This is a genomic window from Shewanella sp. UCD-KL21 (assembly GCF_001957135.1).
In the GTDB taxonomy this organism is placed as follows: Bacteria; Pseudomonadota; Gammaproteobacteria; order Enterobacterales; family Shewanellaceae; genus Shewanella.
The window spans coordinates 224,028-248,001 of record NZ_MPHK01000004.1; the positions used below are offsets into that span (position 1 = coordinate 224,028).

The following is a 23,974-nucleotide window of genomic DNA, read 5'->3' on the forward strand; positions in this document are numbered from 1 at the left end:
TCTTAAACGGTGGGTACCTATATTATTTTTCTATAAAATAAATACAATCAGGCTTATTGTGTGGATCGAGCATCATTTCATCAAAGTAATCATCTTTAAAATAACAATTCCAAGGGTGAACTCCATGAAAAGCACTTAAAAACTTTCGAATAATAGCAGAGCCTTCTATTTCGGCCCCAATATAACCATTACTTTTTAAGGAGTCAAAATCAAAATAGTCGTTTGCTTCTAATGGCTCAACTTTCTTTAAAACCTCCCAAACCCCTTCTTTTAATAGATCTGGGGTTGTGAATTGAAGCGAGATAACTTTGTTTTCAGTTACATCATCGACATTAAAGTCCTCTTTACTAGCGAGATATATGTTGTAAAAACTACACAAGACGCTATTTAATGCATCTGGTGTAACTTCTATTACCGTACCAACTCCGTAGCCTGCATCGTTTTCAAGAGGGACTAAAAATACATCACCCATATCAAACTTTACTTTTTTTCTTGCCATAATTTGCACACTCTTTAAGTTACAACTTATCCATTTTTCTGAGTTTTAAACTGTCGATTCTACCTGTCACTCTTACAACACCTTTAACGCTTTTATTTCCACCAGAAGCAGCTTTATCACCACTAGCTCTTTTGGGCTCAGGAATCCCCATTTTAGGTCTACGAGCAGGACCTACTGGATCCTTTTTATTTTGAACTGCATCAGAATCTTTAGCCCTCATTCCAGCAGTTTTATCCTGTATTTTATTGTGTTCAGCAGCGTCTAACGCATCGCCTGGCTCAGCTCTATCAACAATTTTATATTTGTGTTCAACCCCAAGTTTTTTGTCGTGCTCTTTTTTACGCTTCTCAAAGCGCTCAGGGGACTTACACTGGCCAATGTAACATTCACCAGTATTGGGATTGGTTCTTTCATATACTATACCTGTTTTTGAATTACTATCTGCCCCTATATCAGATGCCTTATCACTTTTAACACTATTATTGGCACCATTTTTCTTTCGTGGCTTTGCATTCGAGGCTTTAGCTAAGCCAACCCCAAGAACAGCGCTGGAAATTGAGCCAGTAGTTGCGTAGTTACTCTGTAATTGACTACCGACATCAACTCCAGAAGCAAATTCACCTGTACAAAATGAACAGCTATCAGCAGAGGAAAGTAATTCAACCTGTCCACTCGATAAATTAGCTGAAGCTCCAAAAGTGACACCATTGATGTAATCCGCCGCATACCCAGTTGGATCCGTCCCCGCCAGCGGGTTATTCATAATATACGAATACGGATTAACACTTTGAGTAGATGTCGGAGACTGAATAAACGGGTCCACCGACATAAAGCGACCCATGTTGTAATCATACACTCGACCGTTCATATGAATTAACTGCTGTTCATTCAAATGTTCGTGGTCGGTAAAGCCACGGCGATTACCATTGGTCTCAATCAGATCGCCTAAGCTGCCGGCCACACTCGCCGTGGCAGTTCGGCCAAACGGGTCAAAGTAGCGCTGAGAGATAATATTACCTTGGTGATCGACCATGGTTGTTGCACTACCCAGCCTATCACGCAAGGTGTACAGCAACTGATGACTGCGCTCTGGGGTGTAACTCAATACCGCAATATCACCAATGTAAGCGCGCCAACTACCATCGATATCAGCTTCAAATAGCTTATCGACATAATGAGTTTTAGTGGTTTTGCCGCTGACGGTACGGGTTTGTAGCGCACGCATATTATCGCTGCCATACACAAAACCAGTGCTGGTGTTGTTGTTCGGCCCACGCCCTACCACAGTTAATGGTTTATCCAGCGCATTGTAGGTCATGGTAAGCCCATCACCACTGATTAAATTACCGCGGCTATCGTAGCTAAATTGCACTCGCGAGCCATTTAGCTTAGTAATAGCACATACCGCATTCGGCACTGCATTACTGCCTGAAGCACAGCTGCTATTGTATTCATAAGCGTTAGCCGTATTGCGACTGTAATCTGTCTTTTTAAGCAAGTTACCCACTGCATCGTAGCCATAATTTACAGTAGCAGCAAACGGAGTTGTATTATCATAAATGGCAAAACCTGCGTTACTATAAGTATATTTTTCGAGACGATTTAGCTCATCGTATTCATAACTTTTAGCTAAGCCTGTAGCACCGTTTCGTTCCTCCATTAAATTCATGAAACTATCATATTGATCATAGTAATGGCTGTGTAACAAGCCCAATGAGCTTGAAACTTCAGTACTTGCCATAGTGCCTTCACTGTTATAATCACTCGTTTGTTCTAACAACGAATTGGCCATTTGGCTTCCAGTAATATGTCCTGCGGCGTCCATTTGAGTAATGTCTCGATATACATACTGTGAAGCAGCATTACGAGTTTGTGCAAGGTAGCCTGCATCGTTATATCGATATTCTAGAGTTAAACCATTGGGGTAAGTAAGTCCTTTAGGACGACCATAAAATCCGTCATATTGATGGCTTATGATGCGGGTAACATTATCCCCGCCTACACTACTCGCTACCTTAACTGAGCTACTGGCTAATTGTAGTACATTGGTGTAGGTATAATTTCGGGTTATTCCATTTTGAGTTTCACTGGTAAGCATACCTTGTTTAAGGGTATCCCATGTGTAACTTGCGCTGCCATCGGCATTACTGCCCGTAATGTTTTTTGCAGTGATACGGCCTAAGGTATCGTGCGAGAATGTTTGCATAACCTCATTGGCATCTGTTTGCTTATCTAGTTCACCTAAAGTGTTATAACCAAAAATGGTGGTACCTTGGTTGGGGTCAACAACCTGCGTTTTATGGCCAAAGCCGTTATAACTGGCAACAATTTGACTACCATTAGCATCTTCAATGATAAGCGGTCTGCCTGCACCGTCATAAGTAAACCGGTTACTGCCGCTAGCCGCATCGACAGTCTCATAAAGCTGACCCTGCATGCCGTAAGTGCGCGACATAGTGCGCCCCTCAACGGTGATATCAGTAGTTAAGCCATAATAAGTATACGTTGATACTAAGCCGCCTGATTGACCGTTAGGTAAGCTGCGAGTACTTGGTCTATCAAAGGCATCAAAACCACTGAACACCGTATAATCGGCTTGACTCCCATCATAATAAGGCAAGGATTCATGGGTGAGGCGGCCAAGGCTGTCATAGCGTTTATCCACATATTGATAACTGCTACCATCAAATGCTTGGGTGGCGCTGCGCAACTGACGTCCTAAACTATCAGAGTACACCTCTTGAGTCGGTATCCCCGCTGAAATCATACGCATTAGTAGTTTGGCATGACTTGGCGCGTGACTGCCTTTTTGCGCTAACAAATAACGCAGGTATTGGGTCGGTTTACCCGTTTGTTCAACCTGCACGGGGCGACCAATAGCATCATACTGCGTTTCGGTAATCATGTTGTTTGGCGCGGTAACTTTAGTCGGCACGCCTAACCCCATATCATACTTAGTTGTAGTCGCATGACCCTTTGCGTTAGTCACGGTATAGGGCAAGTAGCCATCGCTCGAAGATGAGCTACCGTCTTTAGTATAAGTAAAGCCAGTTGTTCGCGCGGCCATGGCGCCACAATCACTTGTACTACCGTTAATGGTTACCGAAGTTGGCAAGCCGTAGTCATTCAGCACCGTGGTCTCTTCCCGATCACAGGTGCTGCCGCTGGCAGTATGGATAACCTTAATAGGCTTATGGTGCAATGGATGCCATTCATCAACCGTCATGGTTTGTGACTGCTCAGCATCTGCCCCACTATAAGGGTCACTTGCCCAGTCACGTGCAGTCACGTTGGTAGTAGTGGTTTTCGTGCCAAACTTGCCTAAAAACCAATTATCGATATCTGGCGTGTAGTCAGTTTCAGTCACCGTTTGATAACTATTAGCACCACCATCGATATAGTCGGTAACAGTTTTGGTGCGTTTTTTGATATTGCCGTTCTCAGTGACATCAGCAGTGTCAATAGTTTGCAAGGTGCTAGAACGTTGCTCGCTACTGCCATTTAACCCATAGTGTTGAGTCAGTGATGAAGTATTCACGTTGTGATATACGCCGTTGATACTGTGCTGCGGGTTATCCGCCCAAATGTTATCGGTTTGAGCAACGGTCGTGGCAGCCACTTTAACGGTTTGAGAATCAAGCAAGCCTACTTGTGGGAATTTTTGCTTAAATACGGTTTGAGTGGTTATATTACGAGCAACATCCTTTTCTATCATTTCTCTAAAGCCAGTAAAGCCGCGACCTTCAAGGTTATACATGGCGCCTTTATAGGCATACTCGGTAGTATTACTGCCACCTATACCATTACTTTGCTCAAAGGACTGCACCACATACATGCTAGATCCAAAGTGAATATAGCCATCGCCCAGGTATTCATGGTCAGTCTGGTACATTTGGGTTTGACCTGCACTACCTTCGCCAGTCGACAGCGGACGATAGCGCCAAGAGCTTTGATTACCTATTCCATCGGTAACGGATGCTAAGAAATCTGTAGGCTGATAGCTTGAATCTTGTATCGTTTCTTCAACTGCGCCTCTATTTCTTGAAATATAAGCACCATATTTCGTACCAAACCTAGAGTCTATATCTTCATACCAAAAGGCTGCATTTGGCTTTTGGTAAACAAATAACGAATCAAGTAGTCCATCACCAAAAGCATCTATAAAATTAGTTTGTTGAACTCCGCCAAAAAACTGAGTGCTTTTTCTCGTTGCATTAACATCGTTTAGCTCTGTAACATCAAAAAATATCGCATCGTACTGGTAAATCGATCTGTCAGCTTTATTGGCTTGAATAAGTGATGTCGTATTATCAGGACCTTCTATTGAGCCATATATACTCGCCCCACAAATTGTTCGTAATTTTTGTGTTGGATAACCGTCGTAGATTTCTGTACAAGCTTTAACAACTCGCTCACCAGGCACTAAAAGTTCATTTATCCCATCACCATCTACATCACCAATTCGTAATGCATCATAATACCTTGGATAGGAAATTGTTCTATTGTCTGGCTCTCCATTTGTACTTTTATTCACATCAATATCGTAACTTCTGGTATTGAAAAAAGCCCCTAAGTTAATGACATCTAAGAATTCACCGCGACCATTATTAATATGTGCACCAAGATATCCAGTATCCCAACTCAAAAAATCTTGTCTTCCGTCACCATTTATATCAATCAAATAATGGAAAATTGATTTCTCAAACTTATCTTCATTTATTGGTCTACTCAATCCTAAACGAACAGATTCATTGATTGCTTTCTCTTCAAAAATAATTGACGTTGGAGTACTTTTATTTAATAAAAAGTGAGAGGGTTCACCATTGGGATGACTATGTTTATTTCTTCTATTATCATAAAAAGTCGATTTAGATACGAGAATATCACTCAACCCATTACCATCTATATCTCCAACAAATGTGGAATAAAAGTCATTTGTTCTATCAAATTGATATAAATTTTGATGTACATGATTAAATGGTTGATTCGGTTCTCCAGTATGAAGATAAACAACAGGACTTTCCCAGCCTTTATTATTAAACCTCAGTATAGCTAGATCTACCCAACCGTCCCCATTAAAGTCTTGTGCGGCTAAAATTCTTTCCGACTTTACTCCAACGCTCCCCATTTCCTCTAATTGGATATTGGTATTGACAAGCCCTCTATTATCTTTTGATAAATGAATATATAAATAATCATTTATTATTTTATAAAGATCTGTAATACCATCATTATCTGCATCGAAAGATATACATGTATATTGTGCAATATCATTTTTATACTTACATGTATTATCAAAACTCAAATTATTTTGATTAACAACCTCTGTCTCGGCATTAGTATTAAAACCTTTCCAATCGAGAACACCGTCACCATTTGTATCACCAATTGGCTCAAACTCATTTAACTTCGCCACATTTTCAAACTGTATTTCCTCGCCAAACATAACAGCTGTCGGCTCTGAGATATACTGATGGTCTTGCCAATTGATGTTATTTGCAGGCAAACACTGTGTTAAACCATCTTTCTTAGCACAATGAATTATCGTATTTAATAGAGAACGATTGCTACTTTGGCTAGGTTTGTAAGCTAGTTCAAATTGCGAAATCCAGTCATCTGAGGTTTGATAAACTTCTATGGTTCTAAGTCGATTTAAAGCGCTAACTTTACCACCACCTAAATAACTAATTCGGATGTCATCACGCGGCTCGTAATTGAACTTTATGCTCCTTGAACCTAATTGAGATCCTGTTCCAGTGTAATAAATTCTTTCTAATAAATGCTCTCCGCTAACTTCAGTATCATATTTATAATCTATGGTGTTGTTACCATTAGCCCAAGACTCTTGAGTAATTTTCCAGCTTAACGTAGTTGTTAAACCATCAGGAATAAAGCGGCTATTAGCATTTTCACCATAGGTTGCTGTTGAACCATCCGGGCGATGCACAGTAAAACTGCTTGAAGCTGAGTTTATCTCACCTGACTGTACCACTTTGACGAAGCTGTCCATTTCGGTGCGGTATTCAGTGCCACTGGCACCATAAGTTCCTGAAGTAATAAGTCGCTGGCCATTGAAACATAGCCTATCAGTATCAGCATTAAAGGTCACTGCGCGAGTAAAACCATCTTGGGCATAAGTCGGCCCACAGCGGCTAATTGCCGAGCCTGCATTGAGTGACCAGCCGACTCCTAATACGCCATTACCTCCTTGGGAGTTATAACTCAGTGATACTTTAGGCTGAATACCATTACGTCCAGGTGGCAGGTCTATTGGAATTTGATAACTTGCTTGACCTCCTGATACTCCCGCCTTTCCTTTCAACACAGAGGCACTCAAATCTACAGGCTCTGAAGGTGTAACATCGCTTCCGCCTGCATCAGAAACATTCACAGAACCAAATGGCATCCAATCTTGCACACTGCTATCAACAACAACGGTTATCGAGGTATCATATTCACTACAGAAAACTGATTTACACGCTCTTAACCTATATTTATAGCTACCATCCTCAATTGAGGTATCACTATAACTAACACCATTAATTCCTGAAGCTAATAACGAATAACCTGAATTATTCTTACTTCTTTCAATCTCATAATGTGTTGCTTCGTTTACAGAATTCCAGCTAACATCAACAACACCATCATTAACGATAATGTTGGGAACAGTGATTTGGGGACTGTTTGGTGGTACCGCTTCAACCATAACAGAAAACAACTTCGCTGAAGCTGCCTCACCATCAGATACGGTTAAGCTAATTTCAGTGTGCCCATATTGATTAGATGCTGGATGAATAACTACATATCGATAGCTAGATGTATTAATGATTTTTATGTTTTCATTTGGCACCAACTCAAGATTACTAGAACTAGCTGTAACAATTAATAACGATTCATCATTATCAATATCATCTACTGTAAATAATAAATTACCCGTACTCGTATCTTCATCTATCACAACACCACTGATGGAGCTAATTGTTGGCGCATCATTTACAGGCCTAACAATAAATGTAAAATTTTCAGTCGTTGTTGTCGAACCATCAGACACGACTATCGTTATCGTAGCCGAGCCATATTTATTGGTTTGAGGTACTAATTTTACAAATCGGTTAATTTCACTCCCACCTAAAATAATATTATTCACGGAGATTAATTCATTATTACTTGAATTCGCCGTTACAATTAATGAAGTCGCTGTTGTTTCAATATCATTAACAGTAAAGTTAATACTTCCTGTAGGTGTATCTTCGTTGGTTAATTGATTCGAAATAGCCGATATCACCGGCTTGTCATTGACTGCGTTAACTGTGACGGTAAAACTTTTACTTGTCGTCGCYGTRCCATCTGACACRTTGATGGTCACWGTACTCGYGCCAAATTTGTTTGCCACAGGTTTTAATGTCACCGACCGGCTACCACTACTTCCCCCCAAGACAACATTCCCTGTAGGTAATAAGCTGGTATTTGAACTGCTSCGAGTCACCACTAGCGAKGAGSTTGATGTCTCTACATCACTAATACTAAAACTGACGCTTTTATTGGTATCCTCATTAAAACTCTGATTCGAAATAGMCGAAATCACCGGCTTGTCATTCACAGCGTTAACTGTGACGGTAAAACTTTTACTTGTCGTCGCSSTRCCATCTGACACATTGATGGTCACTGTACTCGTGCCAAATTTGTTTGCCACAGGTTTTAATGTCACCGWCCGGCTACCACTACTTCCCCCCAAGACAACATTYCCTGTAGGTAATAARCTGGTATTTGAACTGCTSCGAGTCACYACTAGCGAKGAGSTTGATGTCTCTACATCACTAATACTAAAACTGACGCTTTTATTGGTATCCTCATTAAAACTCTGATTCGAAATAGCCGAAATCACTGGTTTGTCATTGACTGCGTTAACTGTGACGGTAATGACTTTAGTCGTAATATGTTCGCCATCAGATACCTGTAATGTAATATTGGCTGTTCCGTATTTATTTACCGAAGGAGTTACCTTTACTGTACGGCTATTTCCAGAGCCTGATAAAATCACACTAGCTAATGGAATTAAAGCTGGATTAGTAGTACTTCTGCTTAATGTTAAATTTTGAGCCAAGGTTTCACGATCGTCGATAATAAAACTAAGTGACTTTGATGAATCTTCATTGATTGACATCTCCTCTGAAATATTACTTATAGTAGGAGGTGTATTTCCAGGTTCAAAATAAGGAAGACTGCCAGTACTAATTGCTGTTGCATCGGCAAAAAATTGTTGAAGGGGCTTCCCTAATGAAAAGTATCCTGCGATTCCACCTGCTACATATGCAGCAGCATAAGATGTACCTGATAATGTTTTTAAGCCTGTTGCAGATAAATAATCTGCTGATTCTGCACTGACTGGTGCGACTAAATCAATTGCTGAGCCCCTATTACTAAACGAAGCGAATGCATCTGTTCCTGTTATACCACCCACAGTGATTGAGCCAGAAGCTCTTGCTGGGGAGTAATTACTCACGTTATTACTATAATTCCCTGCAGGAACAACGACACTAAATCCAGAGTTTGAAAGCGAGTTAACAGCGGAATCTAACGCTGTATTAGCACCACCCGCAAACGATAACATGATGACTGAACGCGGAATGGCTGTATGCTGCAGCATATCTAAAGCTTGAAGGATAATACTTACATTCCCAGAGCCAGAACAATCTAATGCTTTAACTGATTTTACTGAAGCATCTGGAACAACACTAGCCAGAACACCCGCAACAAAAGTGCCATGACCGTTGCAGTCACTCCCTTGTCCTCCACTATAGTCCCAATGAAAAGAGGCTTTTGAACTAAGTAAATTATGATCATACCGTATACCAGAATCAACCAAGTAGATAGTTTGTCCTGAGCCAGTAAATGCTAAAGTAGAATTGTTATCTAAAGGTAATGTTCGCTGATTTAATCTATCCAGTGATGCCGAGTAACCAGATGCTTCGACAAGGTTATTAGCTGCAACGAAGTCAATAAAAGGCAGGGTTGATACCAACTCTGCTTGACTATCGTTCAAATAAACATGAACTAAACCCAATTTTTGATATTGCTTTATCACTTTGGCAAATTTTTGTTTAGATAATGCGGTTTTTAATTGCGATACGGTTTTATGGTCGAAAGACTTTAATTTAACCAAGTACTCATGTTTGACACGAGGAGAGCCATGCCCTGTTAATTTCAGTTTTTGCTCAGCAAAAGCAAAACTAGAAGAGGCTATCAAAAATATAAAAGCAATAGTTTTACAGGCACCCGACAAACGAAAAGAGGTTTGAAAAAGCATATATCATCCATGAAGGTTATGTTTTGGTTACTAAAATGTTATGCAAATAAACAATTTACTTTTATTTCATGTAGATAGCAATACCACGTTATTTTATTTTAAAAACAATCTAATCTAAATTATGAATGTATATAAAACTATCTCATGATTTTTAACTACGTCACCCCCATATTTTTCAAATAAAAAACCTCTTCTTATAATCATAAGAAGAGGTTTTGCTGCCTATTCGGTAGGTGTAGTGGTATAGATAATTTGGCCACTCAATTGAAGGTTATATTAGTTTTTTTGAGGGGCAATACATCAACTAAACTTCGAGATATATCTATTTCAAACACGTTTTGGGGCATAAACAAGTCACGCCCTAACCCGCTTTTGGACAGAAGTTAGTTAAGATTCTTGTATAAGAAGTAATAAACAACCTCTTCCCACAGAAAGTAAGAAGAGGTTTTTCTGCCTTTTCGGCAGTTTTTTGCATTTACATAAACTTCAAAACGATTGTTTTTATTTTCAGCTGCCTATTCGGCAGTTCACTGCCAGCTGCAACTCGTATGGAGTGGCAAACAATTTTCAGCTGCCTATTCGGCAGTTCACTATCAACAATAACCAAGAAACCTCATAATTTCAATAACTAAGGCATTAACCAGTTCTTTATCCTTTTTTAATGCTACTCAACCACCTGTTATAAAACAATAAGTTACCAGCAAGTACAAAAACAAGGTTAAAATTCACTAAATTCAGGAACTGTCCCTCTCAGTAACTTATTTGTAGCTAATCCATATTGATTAAACTCAGGTTCTTCGTACTTTTGTACAATTTCTTTTTGAACATGCAAAAGAAAATCCTGTTCAGTACTGGTGCTTCCTATTGCTATGCAATGAAAGCAATCTAACTCTCTCGGCTCATCGTTTTTATTTGGATTAAAAACCTCCCCTCTTGCTAGAGCACGTTTTTCTAAACGTTTTAATCGTCTCCTAGCTTCACCAACAAACATTTTTGCAATACCTTGATTGCGCTTAAACCTAACTTCCACGCAATCATCAGGAACCGCTTCAACATTATCGACTTTAAAAACGCCACACTCCTGCATATCTTGAAAATAGCCTTGTAGCTTTAACTCGTTCAATGCAGCTATATCTGTGTGGACAAAAGCAATCATATTGCCTATTGATGCATCAGACCAAGCTGGAAAACTCACACCAAGCCCTTGAATGTCATGCTTACAAATAAAGCCATGCATGATTGAAATGCAGCGTCCCATTAACAGAGCTAAGTTTGCTTGTTCAGGTAAAAATCGCACCATAAAATAATATCGATGCATACTAGGCCTTAGCAGGAGTTATTTTAGCGGTGGAGGTTTCGGCTTTTGATTTGCTTTTAGCTTCAGCCTTTTTCTGGAACATGCCGCCCTTTATTAACACCGCAAACAGATAGTAAATATTTGGGCTAATGGAATATTCATCCTCAGCGAGCTGTTGATTAAGCTCTGCAAGATAGAGCTCTGTATTGATAAATAGAGAATAAAAACTCTGCTTAGATTCGGGAGCTCGGCGCGCAACACCTAATTCTTTGTCTGCACCGTATTCATGAATACGTAATCGCTTGGAATCGTCAACATCCCACCAATCATCTATTAATTGCAGTGCAGCGCCGATTTTTACCGAATTAAAGCTAACGGCATAACGACCATCAACACACTTCACTTTAGCAAATTGTTTTGATGCTTCACCCTGTGCCGCCTTTTCGCCAAAAGACTGGCTTGGATAGATCTCTTGGCAGAAAGCCGTTTCAATTTTTGCGGTGATATTGGCATGCCAAAATACAGTAGGATCAGTTAACGCTTGATGAACCTCATCACTTAACTCTTCCAATACTTGCTGAGCATCGGCAGGCCAACGACTGTCCCAAGCAAGTTGGCGAGTATTAGCTATTTGATAGCAATTACCAGCGCTAGTTTTAATATCTATTTGAGAGTTCCCCGTATTTTGGTTACGCCAGAGCCAGGTGCCTAACAGCACGTTTTTACAGTATCGAGTAGCTAGTTCTTTGTAACCGCCACACGCTTTAAATATGGCAGCGAACTCTTCAAGTAAAGCAAATACTGTCGGTTCGCTGCAACCAGCTGGTTTAAGAGAGTTAGCTTGTACTCTCAATGAGAAACGACAATAAATATACTCAACATTTGGCGGAACATAACACTCTTCAAGGATAAGGGGATTGCAGTGGGCTAAATCTTGGGGTGCTAAGTTTTTGGATTTGAACTGAGGAGTAAAGGCTTCTGTAAAGCCTGCTTTTTGACCTCGAATTCGATTGATTTCAGCCTCAAGAGGGACAAAGTCACTTTCAGCTGTTTTGTAGAAGAAAACCGCCTTACCTGGGTACAAAGAGCGGTCGTACTTTAAAACATTACATAACTCCATAAAGCATCCTCAAATCCGTTTCATTAGCATTGAAGTCTCTTTTATATCGAGCATCCAAAAAGCCCGTCTAAAAAAGTTACTCATCCCTTGCAACCTTATATCAATAGCAGTGGCACACTCAACCACTCCTATCGCGGGCTCAGCATAACAATGTAATGGCTCTAACGAATTCTTGCGGCTTTCAGGGGGTCCTAACATCAGATATCCTGACATGACTGGGCAGAGTGCTACATTTAGCTTCAATAGCTGCAGCAACCCATCAAGGCTATCCATTTGATACCTAGTTGGCATAACCCATTTACCGGATGCAGGAAGCCGCCTTAGCTTCGAATAAAGTGATGTTTCACTAGGATACAGCTCACACCACTCATCGACTGAGCCGATCTCTGGAGGATGCATTACACCTCCGGCAAATGTTGCAGGAAAACTGGCTTTTATAGCATCTGTAGAATTATCGATTGCATCTAAGTCCTCTTCATAGCCATCAATGTGCACTACAAGATCAAACACTAAATCACAATGTTTGTTATCTACAATCCCAGCCCGTCTAAACTGGTTTTCTTTTTGCCCTTGCATACCGTACTCAGGCAGTTTTTTACCCGCTACAGATGAGTACTGGCGAATAAACCATGAAAATGAGGTCAATCTAAGCTGAGTACCTAGCCTTTTATTTAATCGCCGTTGGTAGTTATGAACCATGCCCCATACAGCCGTTAATGAAGGTAAACCTGCACAATAAGGGTTAGATAACGCTTGGGCATCAAATACTCTTATGCCTTTCAAATACAAATAACGCTGTTGATTGTCTTCATCTGAATCTATTGCATTCGATTCTTTCGAGAGGTTATCGAGCAACCATTTCAAACTACATTTCAGTGGCCTCATCAAACGCTGATGGAAGGCATATTTTTGTAATGTGTTTGAGTTAGACAAGATTGTATTTAACAGGCTAAACATTGGGTTTAGTAACCCGACAAGGTTTTCTTTTTGCGCAGTTAAAAACTGATACTCAAATGAGCCATGAATACAGGCGAGTTCGCTAACATTATTCTTGTTCTCTTCAACCTCTAAACGCCACTCTAATAATGGTGACAACCATTCAGTCAAGGTTGCTCTTATCTGCCTCATGCTTGCTACTTTATGCAGCCTGCGTTGCTTCAATGCCAGTTCAAAACCATTTGATAGAAGACCCTCTAAGGCTCTCTTAAATCGAGGTTGTGATAACGCACCTTGGTTTAATACTGTTTGACCTGCTTGAAATTTTAATAACCAAGAGTCACTTAATCCATGCACTGCATTTCCTATCCGAGGTGGATAATTCAGCGCTTTGACGTTACCACCAAGAGAGGCCGACAGCTCACTAACAGCCGCAGGACGTGTAAACTCAAAATTAGTGTATCGGCACTGCTTAGCCATTGCAGCTTGTTGTATTTCAGCTTGAAGTGCATGGCTAACAACTGGTGTGATCGCCAAATAGCCATCTCGATAAGGCAGGCGAACTTGAATCGAATATTTATCGACACGACTGGGACTCTCATAGCTAGGCAATGAAGCTTTAATCCTGCCACACAAATTCATAAAGTCCTTCACAAGCATGCCTAACGCTTGAAAAGCTTCTTTCCAAATTTTAGGAGGATCTGACAACAAAGTTGCAAGACAACAAACACGGTCTTGCCAATTAAAATGACATGAAAACAACTTTGCTAAATTCACTTTGGCACTGTCATGTGACCAACCCAAGGTGCTTATGCAGTTTGCACTACTCAATATATGAGAGTGTGATAGCGGAGATGCTGTAATCAGCCTTTGCTTGCTTACTCGTATGTCTGGATACTTTAAATTATGCGTATGTAACCATTGCACTTCGTCAATACTGGCATCTAGATGTGCATCAGTATTGAGTGTCTGCTTGGCTAACCGTTTATCAAGTAGATCATCAACCCGTTTTCTAGGGTAAGTCAGATTAAGTAAAATAGTTAACGCAGAGGCCTCATTGCCCGTCACATCCATCGGCACTGTATAGCCAGTAAATGCTCGCCTTAAAGCAATATTACGCTCAGAGATATCGTCAATATCGAGCAATTCGTGGAATTTTAGTTTATCTACCATGCTGATAAATACATCCCTTGTTTATCGTTACCAAAACTCGTTTTGTACTCAATAACTTGTCTTAAGTAGAACACACCAATATGAGGATCGATTCGAGTGCGAATCTTTTGTTTAAATCCAGCAGTTAACACACCATCTTGATAAAGCCGATACACTTGCTCATGACTGGTAGAGAGCAAAACTGCGGTTTCAGTCACAGACACCAACATGTCAGCCACATTAGGCTTTTTAGACTTAGGATGTGACTCAACTAATTTGCCAAGGTATTCCATTAACCCCATATCGATAAAGTGTGGTGTTTTATCTTCTGGCAATAAACATTGAGACTGTAAAATCAACTCACCAAAAATAAAACTCAAAGACGTTCGATTAAACAAATCAATAAGCTTCAGCTCAGCACCAGCTAAAAGCTCATCTAACTCTTGATAAAAGTTTTCAGGCCAAGCTTCAAAGTAATTTACAGACTCATCCAACTTACACTCTATATTTTGAACATGACGCTTCAGGTACCAAAGCAAAGCGGCAAATCGATGAGTCACTGAAGTACCCATAAATAACAGAGGATTGTTAGATAATGCATCACCATCAAACAAGCTACGGGACAATACAACCGCTTGGCTATCGGCTTTCTCGCTCGAAGCGGTGGCAAACTCAAAACCGCATGAGCAGTGAGTAATAGATTCATTCTCAATGTAACTGATAGGTTGTTGGCAATCAGGGCAATGATGAATCAGTTCACACTCATGCTTGGCACACACTTCAATTGGCTTAATATGCCAAGCCTGACGAATATAGGGCTCTTCTTTCAGGCATTGAGGGCAAATAGGTAGGCTTTCGATACCGTCTTCATCAGCGCAACGAATAAAGCTCAATGGAATGTCTACACCATTACGATGCACTGCCGACATACCTCCAACAAACCTTTTGTTCGAGCGAAGTAGTGCTAGCTTTTGTAGCTCATGAGGCGGCAAATCAAGGAGAGATTCAAGTAAGCCTAATGCCCGCATTCTAAAGTGGCTATTGTGCTTAGCGTGATAAACATTAAGTCGTTTTAGTTCTACAGGAAATGCGCCATGAGCTTCAAAATCAAGTTCATGTAACTCTTCCCTTATGGCTAAACTCAGCTGCTGATAGGAATCAAAGAAGTTCTCAGCAACAACTCGCAGCAGGTAACTCTCAAGTGACTCATCACTAAATGATCGCGCTTTAGGAGAAAAAAGAAAAGCCATCACCCACCAAAACTAAGAAATACTTAGTTAAAATGTAAAGATCCTTTCCAAAAAATGCAAGTGATTATTAATCAATCATCTCTTTTACGATTTTTCCAAAATAATAGAACAAAACAACCTAATAAAAATTTAGTGAAAATCATGACATTAATGTACATTCGTAGCTAAAGAGAGGCTTGTAAAGCCCTAAAAGTAGCCTTATTAGACAAAGGTTTCGGCAACAATAAGGAGTTCACTTGCTTTCCAATATTCCAGCAACTCAAGATTGGCTATCCCAGTTTTTGCCACAAGACCGGCCTGTTGCTTGCAACTTACTTGATGAATTAATTTATATTCCGACAGATGATGTGGTTAGTGACCTTAAGGTCGCGGTTGAATCAATCTTAGAACAGTATGAAAGCGCAGCAATCTATCCAATTAGGGAATTGTTTTCAAAAGATGAAAGCTATTTTTCACTAACTGATGCTACAGAGCCTCCTACCATGCAACATGGGAAAGCAGTTCAAGGTAGCGAGGCATTCGTTTCAAATTTAATTAATAGATTAAATAGGTCTTTACAGGAAAAGGTAATACTAGAAAAAGTATCCATTGAAAATGGCGAAATGAAAGCTTCTCCATCAATAACCACGATCAAAAATAAGAAAATCAAAACTCTCATTCTCATTGATGACTTAATTGGCTCAGGTAACAGAACTCGTGATTTCCTTGAAGCGGTATACCGACATCCCTCCATTAGAAGTTGGGTCTCAAGTAAGTATTTAAAAATTATTGTTGTGGCGTTTATGGCGACCAATAAAGGTAAAAAAAGTGTTGAAAAGTGGTGCAAAAAAGAAACAAAAGCCACATTGCTTGTAATTAACGAGTGTCCCACACTTCATAACTTACTTAATACTGAAGCGATTTTTGACTTGTGTACTAGATATGCAAACAATAAAGAAAGAATTCCGTTAGGGTATGATAACACGGCTGTAAGAGTGATTTTTGGGCACTCTGCACCTAACAATATTCCAGCGATCTTGCACCGTAAAGTTAAAAACTTTAAAGCTAAATCTTCAATCTTACGTAGTACTCTTTCTTGCTGGAGACCTCTATTCCCAAGTAGAGACGTACCTGAACAATTTAAGGCTCAAATATTGGCGAAGAAGAAAACGCTTTCCACAAAAGATTCTATCCAATTATTACTTAGTCAATTGGATCAAACTACAGCTATGGATAGAGAAAAATTACGCCAAGCCCTTAATTGGTCTATTGCTGATTTGAATCGCTATGTAGATTTGTGTTTGACATTCAACATGATTGCTAAAAATGGCTATGAAATAGAGATTACTAGTCAAGGAGAGTGCGAGTTAAAAATCTTGACAAAAAAGAATTATCCAATTGAATTTAATAGTAAAAACTATTACCCTAGCTTAATTGAGTAGGGTCGTACGTGTTCCAATGCTAGTGTTAACCAATCGGTTTACGATTGGTGCATCTAGTTTTTTTAGGTGTTCAGGTTTTTAACTTCACAGTTAAGACCGACGATATTGTTTTAGCTTAATCAGCTATATCGTCATGTGTTGGTGTTATGTCAATACATTGGGAAATGTGAAACTTAAGTTTTTGGAGCGGCTCCAACTATTCGGTCGATGTCTCGGTCATAGTCGGAGCCACTCAAGCAAAATCTAAGCATCAAAGGTAGCTTTGTGACAATTGGCCCTGCTCATACTTATATACAAGAAGGCATCCACTATGGGTATTCAGAAGAACAGCTTTCTGATCTTTTAAAGCTATCTTCTGCTCAAAAAGCAAACGGTATGTCATACCTTCATAGTTTAAATCATATTAGTCATATGACAGGTGCTCATTACCTCTTTTTGAGATCTGTTGTTGATAGAACCACTTCTCCGTACAAGCACTTTTCTATCCCTAAAAAGAATGGGGGCACACGAAATGTATCTGCACCTGATGAACAACTTAAAATTGTACAGAGATGGATTTGTTCCAATATTTTGTCGGAAGTCCCCCCCCATTGGAGATGCTTTTCATTCCATAGAAAAGCTTCCATTATAAAATGTGCGAGAGAACATAGCGGCGCTAAATGGCTCGTGAAAATTGATATCGAGAATTTTTTTGATTCGATTAAAGAAACTCAGATATACAGTGTATTTAAGTCGATGGGGTACAATTCGTTAGTTTCTTTTGAATTAGCCAGACTAAGTACAGCGCTTCCAGAAAGCCCTGCCGATGAAACAAATCACGAGTTTAGCCGGGCAAGTATTGAGTCTCTGCCATATAAACGACAGCAAGGCCTTCTTGGAGGTCGCTTGCCACAAGGCGCTCCGACCAGTCCAATGTTATCGAACCTAGTTTTTGAGAAATTAGATAATATTTTTCAGTGTCTTGCCGAGAAAAAATCATTTGTTTATACACGCTATGCTGATGATTTGTGTTTCTCGTCTTGTAAAACCTCTTTAAAAAGAAATGACTGCCTACAAATTATCAAAATAGTCTCAAGAGTTTTACGTGCCAATAGTTATCAAATTAACCAGAAAAAACTAAAGATAATCCCTCCAGGTACCACCAAATCTGTTTTAGGACTCAATGTTGATTGGAATTCTCCGAAGCTGTCAAAGCAGTATAAAAAACGTTGCCAATTCCATGTCCGAGGAATCGCAGAATTTGGGCTAGCTGAACATGCCAAATATCGTCGGTTTGAATCTGTTTTTGGTATGATTAATCATGTTTATGGATTGATTAATTACTGCAAAGACGTCGAGCCTAGCTTCGGGGCTAATCTGGAAACACTCTTTACGAATGCTCTTGAAAAAGAGGGCGTTAGATAGTCAGAGCCTCTTATGCGCTTCCTATTGCGTAAAATACCAACCACGACATGTCTAAATCGTGCAATATATTCTCGCTAAAACTTGACCGAAAACCATCACTTACTACAAATAAGTTGGTAAGATGATCTCCATTATATTTAGGCGCTGTTCCTAAACACTTTATGCCCTTAACGAACGTCCTTTTCACGAGCTTTAAATAGCCTTTTTTGAAGCGTATAAGTGGCAACAACCAAATTTCACTGACATCAAATCTACATTCGATGCTGGTAACACATTGCAATAGGTAACTCATGTTTGAACAAGTATTTAAAAACGTCGATGACATCTTCCACAAAGACGCAGGTTGCTCATCAGAGCTAGATTACACCGAACAATCTTCATGGATGCTATTTTTAAAGTACCTCGACGACCTTGAGTTTACCAAGTCGCAAGAAGCTGAAATGATGGCTGAAACCTACGAGTACATCATCGAAGAGCAATACCGTTGGAGTGAATGGGCTGCGCCAAAAGACGCCGATGGTAACTTTGATCACAACAACGCCTTAACCGGTGACGACTTGATGGACTTTGTTGACGGTCAATTATTCCCTTACCTAAAAGGCTTTAAGCAACGCGCTGATAACGCCAATACCATTGAATACAAAATTGGTGAGATTTTTAGCGAGATAAAAAACAAAATTCAAAGTGGTTATTCACTGCGTGACGCCCTTGAAAAGATTGATTCATTACGTTTTCGCTCACAGCAAGAAAAACACGAACTAAGCCACTTATACGAAGCCAAAATTAAAAACATGGGTAACGCAGGTCGTAACGGCGGCGAATACTACACACCGCGCCCATTAATCCGCGCGATGATTGACGTAATCCAGCCAAAAATTGGCGATACTATTTATGACGGCGCAGCTGGTTCAGCAGGCTTTTTATGTGAAGCCTACGACTACCTACGCCAAGGTGGTAGTGCTGGTATTGAAGGCAAAGTTAAATTAAGCACCAGTGATTTACAAACTCTGCAAAACGACACCTTTTACGCCAAAGAGAAAAAGTCACTGGCTTATGTTATCGCCATCATGAACATGATTTTGCACGGTATTGAAGCGCCTAACGTATTACACACCAATACGCTGTCTGAAAACCTGCAAGACATTCAGCCAAGTAATCAACACAGCATCATACTGGCTAACCCGCCGTTTGGTGGCAAAGAGCGTAAAGAGGTGCAAGAGAACTTCCCCATACAAACAGGTGAAACTGCATTTTTGTTTTTACAGCACTTTATCAAAATGCTCAAACCCGGTGGCCGCGCAGCCATTGTTATTAAAAATACGTTCTTAAGTAATGCCGATAATGCCGCGATTAAACTGCGTAAAGAGCTATTAGAAAACTGTAATTTACATACAGTGTTAGATTGCCCTGGCGGTACCTTTTTAGGCGCGGGTGTAAAAACCGTGGTGCTGTTTTTTACCAAAGGTGAACCGACCTTAAATACATGGTTTTACGAGCTGAATGTAGGCCGTAACATGGGTAAAACCAACCCGCTAAATGATAAAGACTTAAAAGAGTTTGTTGTTCTTCAAAAAAGCTTTACTGATTCTGATAAGTCATGGTCAATGGCCATCAATGATATTGACGAAAGCACCTACGACTTATCGGTTAAAAATCCGAATGTTGTAGAAGCTGCACCACTGCGTGAACCTAAAGTGATTATTGAAGATATCATTGCACTCGATAAAGAGTCCGAGGCGATCTTGGCTAAGATTCAGGAGCTGTTGTAATGACTTTTGAGCTTAAAAAACTGAGTGATGTTTGCCGCCTGATAAATGGTCGAGCTTACAAAAAGCATGAGATGCTTGCTGAAGGTAAGTACCCTCTACTGAGAGTTGGCAACTTTTTTACCAATAGAAGTTGGTTTTATTCTGATTTAGAGCTAAATGAAGATAAATATTGTGATCGAGGAGATCTTTTATACGCATGGTCAGCATCATTTGGACCTCGCATTTGGGATGAAGGTAAAGTCATTTATCATTATCACATATGGAAAATAGAACTTAATGAAAGTCTCGTTGACAAAGGATATTTATATCATTTGTTAGAATGGGATGTAGAGCAAATAAAAGAAGAACAAGGTACAGGAACCACAATGGTTCATGTGACAAAAGGTGCAATGGAAAATCGCTTTTTACCTTTTCCTTCACTCCAAGAACAAAAACGCATTGTGGCATTGCTCGACACTGTGTTTACCGATTTAGAACAAGCTCGCGCTAAAGCCGAACAAAATTTAAAAAATGCCCGCGAGTTATTCGACAGCTACTTACAGCAAGCCTACAGTCAAAACGGCGACGGCTGGGTCGATAAACGATTAGAAGATGTTCTTTTAGATAGGCCAAGAAATGGTTGGTCACCACCCGCGAAAAATCATTCTGATATTGGTGTACCTGTTTTGACGCTTTCGGCAGTGACTGGATTTAGATTTAACAAACATAAAGTGAAGTTTACTTCAGCAGCAGTTAAAGAGAGCGCTCATTATTGGGTTAACAATGGAGACCTTCTAATTACAAGGAGTAATACCCCTGTTTTGGTAGGGCATGTTGCCATTTGCTCTAATATTGAAATACCTACCATATATCCAGATTTAATAATGAAGCTGAAATTGGATGCTGGGAAAGTCGACACTAAATTTATTTATTATCAACTTCGATCAGAAAGACTTAGAAAAATTATAACTAGTAGTGCGCAAGGAGCTAATCCCACCATGAAAAAGATTAATCAAGGGATTGTCCAAAGTCTACCTATTAGATACCCAACTATAGAATGCCAGAAAGAAATAGTTCTTGGACTTGACTCTATTTACGAAACTACTATTAAATTAGAAAAAATATATCGAAATAAGCTGGAAAATTTAAACGAACTCAAAAAATCCATCTTACAAAAAGCATTTAGCGGTGAGTTAACGCACGATTAAGCGTCTATCTAAGTAGTAAACACAAGGTAGTGTCATGAGTAGAAACGAATCTGAAACCCGCGCCGAGTTAATCTCGCCGAAATTGACGTCAGATGGCTGGGGTACTAATTCTTCCAAAAATAGTGGTCATAGTATTATTCGTCGTGAGGTGGGTATTACTGCAGGGCGTATTTTGGGTGGCGGTAAACGTGCTTCAAAACTCAGTGCTGATTATGTTTTAGAGTTTCAGGGCCGTAAGCTCGCAGCTGTTGAAGCTAAACGTGAAAACCTAGGTTACACCGAAGGTGTACGCCAAGCTAAAGATTACGCTACACGTTTACAGTGCCGTTTCGCTTATGCCACTAACGGTCATGACATTTACCAAATAGATATGCTGACAGGCGACGAGCAGCTAGTAGAGCGCTACTTAAGCCCTGAAGAGATGTGGGCGATTGCATTTAATGGCGAAGACGGCAAAGCGGAGCCAGAGTATGCCATTACATGGCGTGAACGTTTTGCACACATTCCTTTTGAATGTAAAGGCGACTGGCAACCTCGCTACTACCAAGAAAATGCGATTAACCAAGCATTAGAGGCGATAGCAAAAGGCAAAGACCGTATTCTACTGACTCTTGCAACAGGTACGGGTAAAACCTGTATTGCCTTTCAACTGTCATGGAAGCTGTTTAACAGTCGTTGGAGTTTGCAAGCGGCTAAGAATCCAAGTCACGCCAAAAAACGTCCTCGTATTCTTTTTTTAGCCGACCGTAATGTATTAACCAAGCAAGCCTTTAACGACTTTGGTGCCTTTGGTGAAGATGCTGTAGTGCGTATTACTCCAAGTGAAATAAAAAAAGCCAATGGCGTACCCAAGAACGCCAGTATTTTTATGGCGATTTTTCAAACCCTGATGACGGACTCTGGCGGTAATGAAGAGGCTGAGGAATTAGAAAGTGAAGAGTTTGATGCTGAGCAAATAAAAGATACCAGCAACTGCCGATTTAGAGAATATCCAGAAGACTTCTTCGACTTTATCATTATTGATGAATGTCACCGTGGCGGTGCTAATGATGAAAGCTCATGGCGCGATATCCTTAATTACTTTGCCCCTGCGGTACAACTAGGGTTAACCGCCACACCAAAACGAACCGACAATGCTGACAGTTATAAATATTTCGGTGATCCTGTTTACAGCTACACCTTAAAGCAAGGCATTAGCGACGGTTTTTTAACGCCATTTAAGGTATATCCTATTGTCGGCACGATGGATGAATACGTGTATACCCCTGGCGATGCGGTGACGTTTAAGGGTGAGCCCGAGCCTGGCAAAGTCTATAAAGAAGGTGACTTTAATCGCATCATCACCATGCCACAACGTGAACAAAAGCGTGTGCAGTATTGGATGGATCATATTAATCCTCTGGACAAAACCATCGTGTTTTGTGCCACCCAAGAACACGCCGGCAGAGTGCGTGATTATATTAATCAGTACGCCGTTAAAAAGGGTTGGACGACCAATCCAAGCTATTGCGTCCGTATTACTGCAAATGATGGCGCAGCAGGTGAAAACGACCTACGCACATTCTGTGATAATGAAAAAACTATTCCAACCATATTAACCACCTCACGTAAGCTATCGACAGGCGTAGATGCCCGTAATGTACGAAATATTGTACTAATGCGTGAATGTAAAAACATGATTGAGTTTAAGCAGATTATTGGCCGAGGTACGCGACTGTACGACGGTAAATCATTTTTTACCGTGTATGACTTCGTCAAAGCACATCATAACTTCTCCGATCCTGAATGGGATGGAGAGCCATTACCGCCAGATGACAAACCTGACGCAGAGCCTTGTGAACTTTGTCATGACAATCCTTGTTCTTGTATTTGTGAGGCTTGTAGTTTTAGCCCGTGTAATTGCGGAAATGAAACGCCTGACGAGCCCTGTCGCGAATGTAATCAATCACCTTGCCAGTGTCCTGATAATGGAACTTATGAACCTTGTACCAACTGCGGCAATACTCCCTGTAGCTGTGATATGGGCGAAGGAGGCGGGGGAACTGGCAAACCAGAAAAAATATTCATCACCCTAACAGACGGAAAAGCACGCCAAATACAGCACATGAAGAGCGTATTGTTTATGGGCGCTGACGGTGAAATGCTCACCGCCAAGCAATTTGTAGAACAGTTATTTGGCGATTTACCACGATTTTTTGGTAACGAAGATGAGTTACGTCAAATATGGAGTAATCCAAGCACCCGTGAAAAACTATTAGCTGATTTATATGAAGCTGGTTACGACGATGAAAAGCTCGATAGCATGAAAGACATTATCGACGCCAAAGACAGTGACGTGTATGACTTACTCGCTTTTGTAGCCTATGCCAGAGAAACCCATACACGTAAAGAGCGTGCGGCAACTGCTAGACCTAATATATCAAGCGAGTTTAGCTACAAGCAGGTCGAATTCATCGAATTCATACTGGATAAATACATAAAAGACGGCGTACAAGAATTAGCAGCCAAGAAAATGCGCAGCTTAGTCGAACTTAAATACAACACCATAAGTGATGCAGCCGCAGAGTTTGGCTCTCCTGCTGCAATACGTGACACGTTTATCGGATTTCAGAAGTATTTATATAAGTGAACC

The 23,974-nt window shown here is 40.3% G+C and carries 11 protein-coding genes; 5 read left to right on the plus strand and 6 right to left on the minus strand.

Annotated elements, in window-relative coordinates; genetic code table 11:
- Positions 1–22: 22 nt before the first annotated feature.
- The 6 genes from BM739_RS05825 to BM739_RS05850 form a co-directional block, all read right to left on the minus strand.
- Positions 23–499, minus strand: a complete 477-nt coding sequence (locus tag BM739_RS05825) for an Imm26 family immunity protein (RefSeq protein ID WP_076538343.1) — start codon at positions 497–499, stop codon at positions 23–25.
- A gap of 19 nt (positions 500–518) precedes the next feature.
- Positions 519–9,806 carry a tandem-95 repeat protein gene (locus BM739_RS05830; protein ID WP_076538346.1) on the minus strand — a complete coding sequence of 3,096 codons (9,288 nt, stop codon included), beginning with the start codon at positions 9,804–9,806 and terminating at the stop codon, positions 519–521.
- A 718-nt stretch (positions 9,807–10,524) separates the two neighbouring features.
- On the minus strand, positions 10,525–11,124 hold the full coding sequence (gene cas6f, locus BM739_RS05835; protein ID WP_076538348.1) for a type I-F CRISPR-associated endoribonuclease Cas6/Csy4: 600 nt from the start codon (positions 11,122–11,124) through the stop codon (positions 10,525–10,527).
- Position 11,125: 1 nt separating this feature from the next.
- Positions 11,126–12,223, minus strand: a complete 1,098-nt coding sequence (gene csy3, locus BM739_RS05840; RefSeq protein ID WP_076538350.1) for a type I-F CRISPR-associated protein Csy3 — start codon at positions 12,221–12,223, stop codon at positions 11,126–11,128.
- Between the two features lie 9 nt (positions 12,224–12,232).
- Positions 12,233–14,332 carry a type I-F CRISPR-associated protein Csy2 gene (locus tag BM739_RS05845; protein WP_076538353.1) on the minus strand — a complete coding sequence of 700 codons (2,100 nt, stop codon included), beginning with the start codon at positions 14,330–14,332 and terminating at the stop codon, positions 12,233–12,235.
- Positions 14,326–15,561 carry a TniQ family protein gene (locus tag BM739_RS05850; protein ID WP_076538356.1) on the minus strand — a complete coding sequence of 412 codons (1,236 nt, stop codon included), beginning with the start codon at positions 15,559–15,561 and terminating at the stop codon, positions 14,326–14,328. The genes BM739_RS05845 and BM739_RS05850 overlap by 7 nt, the downstream gene beginning before the upstream one ends.
- Positions 15,562–15,797: 236 nt before the next feature.
- On the opposite strand from BM739_RS05850, the gene BM739_RS05855 reads away from it, so the two are divergent.
- The 5 genes from BM739_RS05855 (at position 15,798) to hsdR (ending at position 23,971) form a co-directional block, all read left to right on the plus strand.
- Positions 15,798–16,982, plus strand: a complete 1,185-nt coding sequence (locus BM739_RS05855) for a hypothetical protein (protein ID WP_076538359.1) — start codon at positions 15,798–15,800, stop codon at positions 16,980–16,982.
- A 264-nt stretch (positions 16,983–17,246) separates the two neighbouring features.
- Positions 17,247–18,386 carry a reverse transcriptase family protein gene (locus BM739_RS05860; RefSeq protein WP_076538361.1) on the plus strand — a complete coding sequence of 380 codons (1,140 nt, stop codon included), beginning with the start codon at positions 17,247–17,249 and terminating at the stop codon, positions 18,384–18,386.
- 290 nt (positions 18,387–18,676) lie between these two features.
- Entirely contained in the window at positions 18,677–20,155 is a 1,479-nt protein-coding gene (locus BM739_RS05870) for an N-6 DNA methylase (RefSeq protein ID WP_076538367.1), read from the plus strand.
- Positions 20,155–21,342 (plus strand): restriction endonuclease subunit S, encoded by a 1,188-nt coding sequence (locus BM739_RS20215; protein WP_076538369.1) that lies wholly within the window; start codon positions 20,155–20,157, stop codon positions 21,340–21,342. Before BM739_RS05870 ends, BM739_RS20215 begins: the two co-directional genes overlap by 1 nt.
- A gap of 34 nt (positions 21,343–21,376) precedes the next feature.
- Positions 21,377–23,971: an EcoAI/FtnUII family type I restriction enzme subunit R gene (gene hsdR, locus BM739_RS05880; RefSeq protein ID WP_076538371.1), complete on the plus strand. Its 2,595-nt coding sequence runs from the start codon at positions 21,377–21,379 to the stop codon at positions 23,969–23,971.
- Positions 23,972–23,974 lie beyond the last annotated feature (3 nt).

What these genes read in the sequence shown, in the direction of transcription:
- BM739_RS05825 (WP_076538343.1), bottom strand. Translation starts at nt 499, where the DNA reads ATGGCAAGAAAAAAAGTAAAGTTTGATATGGGTGATGTATTTTTAGTC.
- cas6f (WP_076538348.1), bottom strand. Translation starts at nt 11,124, where the DNA reads ATGCATCGATATTATTTTATGGTGCGATTTTTACCTGAACAAGCAAAC.
- BM739_RS20215 (WP_076538369.1), top strand. Translation starts at nt 20,155, where the DNA reads ATGACTTTTGAGCTTAAAAAACTGAGTGATGTTTGCCGCCTGATAAAT.
- csy3 (WP_076538350.1), bottom strand. Translation starts at nt 12,223, where the DNA reads ATGGAGTTATGTAATGTTTTAAAGTACGACCGCTCTTTGTACCCAGGT.
- BM739_RS05870 (WP_076538367.1), top strand. Translation starts at nt 18,677, where the DNA reads ATGTTTGAACAAGTATTTAAAAACGTCGATGACATCTTCCACAAAGAC.
- BM739_RS05850 (WP_076538356.1), bottom strand. Translation starts at nt 15,561, where the DNA reads ATGGCTTTTCTTTTTTCTCCTAAAGCGCGATCATTTAGTGATGAGTCA.
- BM739_RS05845 (WP_076538353.1), bottom strand. Translation starts at nt 14,332, where the DNA reads ATGGTAGATAAACTAAAATTCCACGAATTGCTCGATATTGACGATATC.
- hsdR (WP_076538371.1), top strand. Translation starts at nt 21,377, where the DNA reads ATGAGTAGAAACGAATCTGAAACCCGCGCCGAGTTAATCTCGCCGAAA.